A 10,440-nucleotide genomic window follows, 5' to 3' on the forward strand; every position below is an offset into this window, starting at 1 on the left:
TTCACATGCTCGGAACCGCAAGACGATTGACCGACGTCCTGGCTACCGCGCCGGACGGTACGCTGTACCGCATCGAACGCTTCGTTTCGGACCCGGACGCCTATTCGGCCCTGGGAACGTCCCGCTTCGATCCCAAGACGCATTGCGTCTGCCGCACCAGCTCAGGCGAAAAGGTCGCGTGGCTGGGCGGACAGGTCTACCAGCTGATCAAGAACGGCACCTGCCTGACGGCAATGGACCGACGACGCGGCTGACGCCCGCATCCCCCCTACCTGCCTCGCCGCCCGCCGGCCTTCTGCGCGAACCGCGCCACGACGAACTCCACGAACGTCGTGAGCTTGGGCAGCGCCTGCCTGTCTTTGGCGTACAGCAACGTGATGGGCCGGGCGGCCGGCCAATGCGGCTGCAGGATGGGCACCAGCCTGCCTGCGCGCACATCGTCGGCCAGCAGGATCTCAGGCTGCAGCACGATGCCGAAACCGGCCAGTGCCGCCTGCCGCAGGGCCTGGCCATTGTTGGAAATGAAGCGGCTGGTCGGCGGGTAATCGGCGTCGCCGCCCGCGCCATCAGCCAGGCGCCAGCCCGTACGGCGCCCCCAATACGAAAAGTCCAGGCACTGGTGGCGGGCCAGGTCGGCGGGCGTGGCCGGCGTGCCGTAGCGGGCCAGGTAGGCGGGCGCGGCGCAGATGATCATCTGGTAGCTGCCGATGCGACGCGCAACCAGCCCCGAATCCTGCGGCTCGCCAATGCGCACCGCCAGGTCGTAGCGCGAGGCGACCATGTCCTCGACGACGTCGCTCAAGGCCAGCTCGACACTGACGTCCGGATAAAGGCCCAGGTAATCCGCCACGGCGGGCGCCAGGGCCACCGAGCCGAACGATACGGTCGAGGTGATGCGCAGCGTGCCACGCGGGGCCACGCGCAGCGCTTCGGCGCCCTGCTCCGCGTCGCGGATGTCGGCCAGGATGGCCTTGCACCGCACATAGTAGGCCTGGCCCGCTTCGGTCAGGCTCTGCCGGCGGGTGGTGCGGTTCATCAGGCGCAGCCCCAGCCGCGCCTCCAGCCCCTTGATGTGCTTGGCGGCCATGGCGGGCGACATCTCGTGGCGCGCGGCTGCGGCCGTCAGGCTGCCCAGCTCGACCACCGCCACGAAGATCTCCATGCTGAGCAGACGATCCATGAATTACGCACCCTGAGTGTGAAGTGTTCCAACCATTCCTGGATTTTTCCATAGGAATGCCCGCGGCAGAATGCTTTCATGCGCTGGCGGACGGTCCGCGGCGCCCCATTCACTGATCAACAGGAAACCACCATGAAAATCCTTCTAGTCGGCGCCAGCGGCACCGTCGGCCGCGCCGTGGCCCAGGAACTCGGCCAGCGCCACGACATCATCGCCGTGGGCAAGACCCAGGGCCAATACCAGGTGGACATCACCCGTAGCGACAGCATCCGCGCCCTGTTCGAACGCGTGGGCAAGGTCGATGCCATCGTCTCCACCGCCGGCGCGCTGCACTTCGGCCCGCTGGCGGAAATGACCGCCGAACAATTCAAGATCGGCCTGCACGACAAGCTGCTGGGCCAGGTCGACCTGGCACTGATCGGCCAGCACTACCTGAACCAGGGCGGCTCGATCACGCTGACCAGCGGCATCGTCAGCGACGAGCCCATCCGCTTCGGCGCCAATGCCTCGGCCGTGAACTCGGCCATCGATGGTTTCGTGCGGGGTGCGGCCGTGGAACTGGCAGGCGCGCGCATCAACTCGGTCAGCCCGACGGTGCTGCAGGAATCGTGGGAAGGCTATGGCCCCTACTTCCTGGGTTTCGAAGCCGCCCCCGCCAAGCGCGTGGCGCTGGCCTACAGCCGCAGCGTCGAAGGGGCCCAGACGGGCCAGACCTACCGCGTCTGGTAACGCGAAGCGCGCGGGTACAGCAGGAACGCGCGCGTTCCACCAGACCAGGGCGCATCTCGCGATTCACCAAAGCAAACGGCCTGACGGAAAACCGTCAGGCCGTTCAAATAAGGTGGCGCGCCCGGCAGGATTCGAACCTACGACCCCCTGGTTCGTAGCCAGGTACTCTATCCAGCTGAGCTACGGGCGCGCTAAAGAGGCGTGTTTATAACATGAAGCAGGATGGGTCTGCAAATCAGCGCGGCGGGTTTTCGCGCCGGGGCAGCGCTGCGCATGGCTTGCGCCACGTCAAATGGCGCCCACGCAGGCCGCAGTACGCTGGACTGGCCGGCACGCATGCCGCCCCCCTACCCGCGCCATGGCCAAGAAATTTCCCTTGCATCCCAAGCACCCCGAACGCATCTGCTGGGGCTGCGACCGCTACTGCCCGACCGACGCGCTGGCCTGCGGCAATGGCTCGGGCCGCACCCTGCACCCCGCCGAACTGCTGGGCGACGATTGGTACACCGTTGGCCACTGGGACCTGGAAGACAGCGAAGACAAGCCTGTCGCGCCGGCCCGCCCCGCCACGGACTGAAAGACGCCGGTCATACGCGATATCCCGATGCACAAGACACGTGCACACAACGCGTGCCACGCATCACACCCACGAAACCCGCGGGCAAAACAAAAAGGCCTTCGATGCGAGATCAAAGGCCTTTTCATTTTTACTGCGTATTTCTTGACGTTCTTCTTTGCGGTATTTGGCGCGCCCGGCAGGATTCGAACCTACGACCCCCTGGTTCGTAGCCAGGTACTCTATCCAGCTGAGCTACGGGCGCTCCGGCAAAGAGGCAAAATTATATCAGAATAATCTTACCGCCGCACTGCATTTGCTTTCGTTTTCGCTTTCGTTTTTCACGACTCACGATTCACGATTCACGATTTCCATTGAACCCCGTGCAGGAATTTCAATGGCGCGCCCGGCAGGATTCGAACCTACGACCCCCTGGTTCGTAGCCAGGTACTCTATCCAGCTGAGCTACGGGCGCGTGAAAAAGCAAGCCTTGAATCATAGCGTTGTTTCGCAAAGTGTGCAAGTCAGGGGGGATAGATGCCGTCATGCAGCGCGGCTCCATCGCGGTCCGCGCGCCGCGCCGACTCGCCCCTTAGCCGCGCGCCGGCACGCCCAACATGCGCAAGTAGGCGTCGGCGATGCCGGTAGCGAAATCCGTGACGTCCGACAACCGGGCCAGGATCGCGTCGTCGGTTGCGCAGTGCACGCCGGCGTAGATCAACAGCGCCGTCATGCGGGGATTGTCCAGCTTCCAGGCGCCGGCCCGCATGCCGGCCTCGAGGATGCCCTTCAATTGCCGGATCACGTCGTTCTCGGTATGGCCCTCGCGCGCATGGTGATGCGTGTGCGTGAAGACGATGTCGTGCACCCGGTACGTCCGCAGATAGGTCGTGACGTTGGCGTGGATCCAGACGCGCAGCCGCCCGACCCAGTCGTCTTCATCGCACGCGGAGATCGCCTCGTCCAGCGCCTGCACGAAGTGGCGCACGTAACGCTCGGCCAGTGCGGCCAGCATTTCCTGCTTGGACGGGAAATAGACGTAGAACGTGCCCTTGGCCACGCCCGCCGCTTCCGTGATCTCGCTGATGGTGGTGGCGTCCACGCCCTTTTCCAGGAACAGCGCCTGGGCCGCACCCATCAGTTCGTCCAGCCGCACTTCCGGCGGCTTGGTACGCGACGGCGCCGCCTTGCGCGCGGATTCGTCTGCGGGGATGTCGGTCATAGCTTTCACTCGGGTTTCACCAATTTCACAAGTCTAAGGGAAATCCGTGCCTGCCCGCCCGGCGTACAGCTTGCCGACAGCAGAACGTCACATCGATAGAACCTGGCGTCACTAGCCTAGCGGCCGTTAACGATGCCGGCTGTCATCCGGCGATCCCGTGGCGCCATGACAGGGCGCCGCCCTATCCGCATAGGTCTACAACCATGTCTGAAAAAGAAAAGCGCGCGAACGCGCAGGCTGCCGCGACGCCGACGGCCGCCGATTCCGTGACCGCCGACTCGCCCGTCCGCGCCACCCGCCGGGGCTTCCTGACCGGCATCGCCGCGCTCGGCGCCAGCGCCGCCACGCTGGGTGCGCTGGCCGGCTGCTCCAGCGATAGCGATGACGACAACGACAGCACCACGACGCCCCCGCCGCCGGCCACGCCGCCCGCCGCGCCCGACGTGACCGCGCAGTTGCGCAAGAACGTCAAGACGCTGGTCGTGATCTTCGCCGAGAACCGCAGCTTCAATAACCTGTTCGCCAATTTCCCCGGCGTGGAAAAGCCGCTGTCCGCGCTGACCGCCGCCGACTACACGCAGAACGACCGCGACGGCACCCCGCTGTCGGTGTTGCCGCCCGTGTGGGGCGGCATGGTGCCCACCTCGCAACAGGCCAACCACATCACCTACCAGGTCGACCAGGCCGCGCCCTACATGAACAACCTGGCCAACGCGCCGTTCGACCTGCGCGGTCCGCAGGGCGAACCGCTGCCGCAAGGCGTGGTCACGCGCGACCTCTGGCACGTGTTCTACCAGAACCAGATGCAGATCAACGGCGGCAAGAACGACCGCTTCGTGGCCTGGGCCGACTCGGGCGCACTGGTCATGGGCCACTACAGTGATTCCGCCTACAACCTGCGCCTGTGGAAGCTGGCCCAGGAATTCGTGCTGTGCGACAACTTCTTCCAGGGCGCATTCGGCGGCTCGTTCCTGAACCACCAGTACCTGGTGGCGGGCCGTCCGCCGTTCTATCCCAACGCCACCACGTCGGTCGCCAGTACCCAGATCGCGCAATTGCAAAGCAGCGACCCCACGGACCCGCGCCTGCAACCCAAGCCCACCTCGCCTGCCAGCGCCCTCACCGGCATTCCGCAGTTCGGCGCCAGCGCGCTGACGCCGGACGGCTATGGCGTCAACACCATGGCCCCGCCCTACTGGCCGTCGTTCTCGCGCGATGCCACGCATCCCGAACTGGCCGATGCCACCAGCCCGCAGACCATGGTGCCGCAGGACCACAGCAACATCGGCGACCTGATGAGCGCCAAGGGCCTGGACTGGGCCTGGTACGCCGGCGGCTGGCAAGCGGCGGTCGACTCGACGGCCAACACCGGCTTTCCGTCGTCGCCCAACTTCCAGGCGCACCACCAGCCGTTCAACTACTTCAAGAGCACCGGCCCCGGCACCGCGGCCCGCACCGCGCACCTGCGCGACGGCGGCCTGGGCGACCTGTCGTCGACCAACAAATTCCTGGCCGACGCCGAAGCCGGCAAGCTGCCCCCGCTGACGTTCTACAAGCCGCAAGGCAACCTGAACATGCACGCCGGCTACGCCGACGTGGACTCGGGCGATCGCCACATCGCGCACATCGTCGACAGCCTGCGCAAGAGCGCGCAATGGGACAACATGGTGGTGGTCATCACCGTGGACGAAAACGGCGGCTGGTGGGACCACGTGGCGCCGCCCCAAGGCGACCGCTGGGGCCCCGGCACGCGCATCCCGACCCTCGTCGTATCCCCCTTCGCCAGGAAGGGCGCCGTCGACCACACCCTCTACGACACCGGCTCGATCCTGCGCCTGGCCACGCGCCTGTTCGACCTGCCCACGCTTGACGGCCTGAAGGCCCGCGACGACGCCATGAAGGCCCGCGGCCAGCAGCCCATGGGCGACTTGACCAACGCGCTGGCGTTCAGCGCGTAAGGGGCCAGGCCCGCGGCCGGCGCCCCGTGCGTCGGCCGCGGGCATGCCGCCAGGCGGTGCCGCATGCGAGAATGCGCCATCCCCCCTGGATGGTTCCACCTTGAAACACCTGCTCGCCGGCCTGGACAGACTGGATGATTTCGACGAAATCATCGACGTGCGCTCGCCGCTGGAATTCGCCGACGACCACATCCCCGGCGCCGTGAACGCGCCCGTGTTCAGCAACGACGAGCGCGCCCGCGTGGGCACGCTGTACCGTCAATCGCCCTTCGAGGCGACCCGCCTGGGGGCCACGCTGGCGGCGCGCAACATCGCCGCCCACCTGGACACCACCTTTGCCGACCGCCCGCAGGGCTGGCGACCGCTGATCTACTGCTGGCGCGGCGGCAAGCGGTCGGGTTCGATGACCGTGATGTTCAACATGATCGGCTGGCGCGCCCGCCAGCTCGACGGCGGCTACAAGACCTACCGCCGCGCCACGCTCGATACGCTGGACACCCTGCCGCCCACGCTGCGTTTCGTGGTGCTCACCGGCCCCACCGGCAGCGGCAAGACGCGCCTGCTTGGCGCCCTGGCGCAGGCCGGCGCGCAAACACTCGACCTGGAGGCGCTGGCCGCCCACCGTGGCTCGTTGCTGGGCGGCTGGCCCGGCACCGCGCAGCCCACGCAAAAAGGGTTCGACACCCGCCTGGCTTGCGGCCTGCGCCAGTTCGATCCGGCCCGGCCGGTCTTCGTCGAAGCCGAAAGCCGCAAGATCGGCGCGGTAGCGCTGCCGGCGGCGCTGTTGGCAGCCATGCACCAAGGCGCCTGCGTCGCCGTCACCGCCAGCCGCGAAGACCGCGCGGCCTTTCTGCAGCAGGACTACGCGCAGCTGTTCGCGCATCCCGAGTGGTTCAAGGTACAGCTGCAACGCATGGTCGGCCTGCACAGCCGCGACACCGTTGCCGCCTGGCACGGCATGATCGACGAGGGCCGCCGCGCCGACCTGGCGCGCGAACTGATCGAGCGGCACTACGACCCCACCTACCTGCGCAGCAGCCAGGCCCATTTCACGCATCTTGCGCAGGCCTTGCCGCTGACCTTCCGGCCCAACGACGCCGACGTCGTGGCGCAGGCGCGCGCATTGCTCGACCGCCTGGCCTGATCTGGCCAGCCAACGACGGACGACGCACGCCCCCTCGTCAAGGCATTGAATCGCGCTCGCGGGTTTGAGAATCTTCTGGTTTTCAGTCGCTTACCACTCCTGCCAATCAATGCAGCGCTTTTGAGAATCGTCCTGTTTTTTAGTGTCCTGCCGCAACGCAACATGAAGGCTACCGATACGTCATCGCCTTTGTCCGGTGCGTGCCAGTACGCTTGAACAATGCGGAGTGTCTCCGACCGGGTTCTGATCGATGTGTACGGGTGCGCCAAGGCCAAGGGCCAAGGAGCCCTCAATGCGCATCCCCCTGAACCCCATCATGCTGGGCGTGCTGGCCGCCACGCTGCCCGCCTTTTCCGGCCCTGCCCTGGCCGCGGACTTCGCCCAGGTCCTCGTCAATGACCCGGCCGGCGGCACGCAAGTCACGCTGAACCCCGGCGACACCGTCACGCATGCCGGCACCGGCGGCGCCATCGACGTTTCCGTAGCCGGCAACGACGTGCGCGGCGACGGCATCGCCGTCAATGCCGGCTCGGCCTCGGCGGGCACCACCATCGGCGTGCGCGCCAGCGCCGGCGGCAGCGCTGCGCTGACGGGCAGCACCATCAAGACGCTGGGCGACGGCCAGGGCGCGCACGGCCTGGCCGCCATCGGCGCCGGCAGCCTGATCACCGCCGCGCACACCGACATTTCCACGCAAGGCGCCTATTCGCATGGTGTCTACGCACAGAACGGCGGCCGCATCGAGCTGGACGGCGGCAGCGTCACCACGTCGGGCAGCGGCAGCAGCGGCCTGCGCGCCGAAGGCGCCAATGCCGTCATCACCGCCAAGGACGTCACCGTCGCCACATCGCTGTACAACGCGGGCGGCGCCTACGTCGACAGCGGCGGTCGCATCGCCATAGAAGGCGGCACCATCACCGTCACCGGCAATCTTGCACCTGGCGTGAACGTGAATGACCAGAATTCCCTCGTGACCTTGCGCGGCACCGTGGTCAACGCGGCCAACGGCGCCGGCGCCCGCGTCGAAGGCGGCCGTTTCGAGATGGACGGTGGCAGCATCACGTCAAGCGGCGCGGCGATCATGCTCAGTTCGGGCAGCGGCCCCGCCTCGGTTGCCGACATCCGCAACGCCACGCTCGTGTCCACCGGCGACGTCAGCTACGGCCTGAACATCAACGCGACGAACACCTCGGCCGTGGTGGACAATGTGTCCATCTCGGCACTGGGCTACCTGGGCACCGGCGTGTGGCTGCCGTCCACCGGCACGGCCTTCACGGCCAACCGCTTTGACATCACGTCGGCGCACCTGGGCATCGACAACCGCGCCGGCGTGGTCACGCTGACCGACGGCACCGTCAAGACCCTGGGCAACAACGCCCATGGCCTGTATGTGTCGCGCGAATACGGCAGCTCGGCCACCATCCAGGCCACCCGCGTCGACATCGATACCCAGGGCGACGGCGCGGTCGGCGTGCTGGCGCGCGTGGGCGGCGCCGCCATCACGCTGGAAGACGTCAACGTCACCACCCGCGGCGCCACCGCCTATGGCCTGTTCGCCAGCGGCACCGGCGCCAGCCTGTCGGCGCGCAACACCGTCGTCAACACGTCCGGCGCCAATGCGTCCGGGCTGTCGATGAGCAACCGCGCCGCCGTGACCCTGGACAACACCCGCTTCACCTTGCAGGGCGCGAGCGCCAACGGCATCTGGAGCTACCTGACGGCCGCCGGGCTGAGCAACAGCGTCGTGCTGCGCAATGGCAGCCAGATCAGCACCCAGGACGGCGTGGGCCTGCTCGCCTCCGGCGGCGGCCATACCTTCCTGGTGTCGGATTCCAACATCACGACACGCACGGGCGGCGATATCGATAGCGGCGTGTTGCTGCATTCGCGCTCGGTCACCGTGACCAGCGGCGGCGTGTCGACCGTGATCGAAAGCGAACAGGTCAACCTGGACGCGTCGAACGCCGTATTGACCGGCGACGTGCTGGCCGACAGCGGCATCCTGGACGTATCGCTCAAGAACGGCTCGGCGCTGACCGGCGCGCTGGTACAACGCGGCCCCGGCCGCATCAACAGCCTGACGCTGGACAGCGCCAGCGCCTGGACCGTGCGCAACGACTCCAGCCTGGGCACGCTGAACAACGCCGGTACCGTGGCCTTCGCCGCACCGGCCGGCGGCACGGGCTTCAAGACGCTGACGGTCAACAACTACGTCGGCGGCGGCACGCTGGTGCTCAACACGCAACTGGGCGACGATGCGTCGCCCACCGACAAGCTCGTCATCGACGGCGGCACCACGTCGGGCAACACGTCGCTGCGCATCGTCAACGCGGGCGGCGACGGTGGCCAGACCCAATACGGCATCCGGGTCGTCGAGACCGTCAACGGCGGCACCACCACCCCCGACGCGTTCCGCCTGGACAGCGGGTCCACCGGCTACCGCGCCAGCGCCGCCACCGTGTCCCTGAACGGCTACGACTACAGCCTGGTGCGCGGCGGCAACGGCGGCGTGGCACCGGACTGGTACCTGACGTCCGACTACACGCCGCCCACGGCGCCGCCGGGCCCCACCGACCCGACGAACCCGACCGATCCCGACGTCCCCGCCCCGCCCGTGACGCCGCCCGAGCCAGTGCTGCCCGGCAACGGCTTCAAGAACGTATCGCCGGAAAGCGGCGCCTGGGCCGGCAACCGCCTGGCCAGCACGCGCCTGTTCACGCACAGCCTGCATGACCGCGTACCGGCCTATGCCGATGGCGACGCCACTGCGGCGACCGGCCGCGGCTTGTGGGCCCGGGTGCAGGGGCGCCACGACAGCGGCCTGCGCATGTCGGAAGGGCGAGTCGATGTCGATACCGATAGCGCCATGGTGCAGTTGGGCGGCGACCTGTTCAAGGCTGCCGTCGGCCAGGACGGCGCCGCCTACGCCGGCCTGATGGGCGGCTATGGCGATGCGCGCTCGCGCGCCGTGTCGACGCTGATGCTTCCCGGCGCCCATGCATCGACCCATGCGAGGGCCCGCGGCAAGGTCTCCGGCTACGCGGTGGGGGTATACGGCACCTACTACGCCAACGATCTCACCCGCCTGGGCGCCTATGCCGACACCTGGCTGCAGTACGGCCGCTACCGCAACCAGATCAGCAGCGAACTGGGATCGGTCCGCTATCGTTCCAACGTCTGGAGCGCCTCGCTGGAAGCCGGCTACGCGATCCAGCCCTTTGCGGCCGGCTCGACCCTGGAAGCCCTGGTGATCGAACCGAATGCGCAGGTCATCTACAGCCGTTATGACGCCAAGGACGCCACGCTGCAAGGCACCCGCATGCGCAGCGACGCCGACAATGCCTGGCAATCACGCGTGGGCGTGCGCGTGTATCCGCGCACCGCGCCCCAGGCCGACAAGCCGGCGGTGCGCCCGTTCCTCGAGACCAATTGGCTGCACAACGGCGGCAATCCGAAGGTGCGCATGGGCGAGAACACCCTGGCAGCGCAGCCGGCGCGCAACGCGCTGGAATTGAAACTGGGCGCGGAAGGCCGCGTGGGCAAGCGGGTGCAAGTGTCCGGCCACGTGTTCGGCCAGGCCGGCGAACACGATCAGCGCGGCTATGGCGGGATGCTCAATGTCAGCTACCGCTGGTAGCCTGCGCCCGGGCA

At 67.4% G+C, this 10,440-nt stretch carries 8 protein-coding genes and 3 tRNA genes; 6 read left to right on the forward strand and 5 right to left on the reverse strand.

What is annotated here, in order from left to right; translation table 11 throughout:
* Positions 1-5 precede the first annotated feature (5 nt).
* Positions 6-254: a hypothetical protein gene (locus ACUDP5_RS20865; RefSeq protein ID WP_263912055.1), complete on the forward strand. Its 249-nt coding sequence runs from the start codon at positions 6-8 to the stop codon at positions 252-254.
* Between the two features lie 14 nt (positions 255-268).
* Here ACUDP5_RS20865 and ACUDP5_RS20870 read toward each other — a convergent pair whose 3' ends face one another.
* The gene (locus tag ACUDP5_RS20870) at positions 269-1,180 is read right to left on the reverse strand and encodes a LysR family transcriptional regulator (protein ID WP_263912056.1); all 912 of its coding nucleotides are present in this window, start codon (positions 1,178-1,180) and stop codon (positions 269-271) included.
* 132 nt (positions 1,181-1,312) lie between these two features.
* On the opposite strand from ACUDP5_RS20870, the gene ACUDP5_RS20875 reads away from it, so the two are divergent.
* Positions 1,313-1,909 (forward strand): short chain dehydrogenase, encoded by a 597-nt coding sequence (locus tag ACUDP5_RS20875; protein ID WP_445657098.1) that lies wholly within the window; start codon positions 1,313-1,315, stop codon positions 1,907-1,909.
* A gap of 113 nt (positions 1,910-2,022) precedes the next feature.
* Here ACUDP5_RS20875 and ACUDP5_RS20880 read toward each other — a convergent pair.
* Positions 2,023-2,099: transfer RNA gene (locus ACUDP5_RS20880), tRNA-Arg, on the reverse strand.
* A 168-nt stretch (positions 2,100-2,267) separates the two neighbouring features.
* On the opposite strand from ACUDP5_RS20880, the gene ACUDP5_RS20885 reads away from it, so the two are divergent.
* Positions 2,268-2,486: a DUF3079 domain-containing protein gene (locus tag ACUDP5_RS20885; RefSeq protein ID WP_263912422.1), complete on the forward strand. Its 219-nt coding sequence runs from the start codon at positions 2,268-2,270 to the stop codon at positions 2,484-2,486.
* A gap of 167 nt (positions 2,487-2,653) precedes the next feature.
* On the opposite strand, the gene ACUDP5_RS20890 is transcribed toward ACUDP5_RS20885, so the two are convergent.
* The 3 genes from ACUDP5_RS20890 to ACUDP5_RS20900 all read right to left on the reverse strand — a co-directional run bounded on the left by ACUDP5_RS20890 (position 2,654) and on the right by ACUDP5_RS20900 (position 3,687).
* Positions 2,654-2,730: transfer RNA gene (locus tag ACUDP5_RS20890), tRNA-Arg, on the reverse strand.
* A gap of 133 nt (positions 2,731-2,863) precedes the next feature.
* A tRNA-Arg gene (locus ACUDP5_RS20895) sits at positions 2,864-2,940 on the reverse strand.
* Positions 2,941-3,057: 117 nt separating this feature from the next.
* Positions 3,058-3,687: a TetR/AcrR family transcriptional regulator gene (locus ACUDP5_RS20900; protein WP_445657099.1), complete on the reverse strand. Its 630-nt coding sequence runs from the start codon at positions 3,685-3,687 to the stop codon at positions 3,058-3,060.
* Positions 3,688-3,890: 203 nt separating this feature from the next.
* On the opposite strand from ACUDP5_RS20900, the gene acpA reads away from it, so the two are divergent.
* The 3 genes from acpA (at position 3,891) to ACUDP5_RS20915 (ending at position 10,426) form a co-directional block, all read left to right on the forward strand.
* On the forward strand, positions 3,891-5,645 hold the full coding sequence (gene acpA / locus ACUDP5_RS20905; protein ID WP_445657100.1) for an acid phosphatase: 1,755 nt from the start codon (positions 3,891-3,893) through the stop codon (positions 5,643-5,645).
* Positions 5,646-5,745: 100 nt separating this feature from the next.
* Positions 5,746-6,789, forward strand: coding sequence for a tRNA 2-selenouridine(34) synthase MnmH (gene mnmH / locus ACUDP5_RS20910; protein WP_445657101.1), 1,044 nt, complete (start codon positions 5,746-5,748; stop codon positions 6,787-6,789).
* Positions 6,790-7,081: 292 nt separating this feature from the next.
* Positions 7,082-10,426, forward strand: coding sequence for an autotransporter outer membrane beta-barrel domain-containing protein (locus ACUDP5_RS20915; RefSeq protein ID WP_445657102.1), 3,345 nt, complete (start codon positions 7,082-7,084; stop codon positions 10,424-10,426).
* The last annotated feature ends 14 nt before the right edge of the window (positions 10,427-10,440 follow it).

Source organism: Achromobacter sp. NCFB-sbj8-Ac1-l (assembly GCF_052695805.1).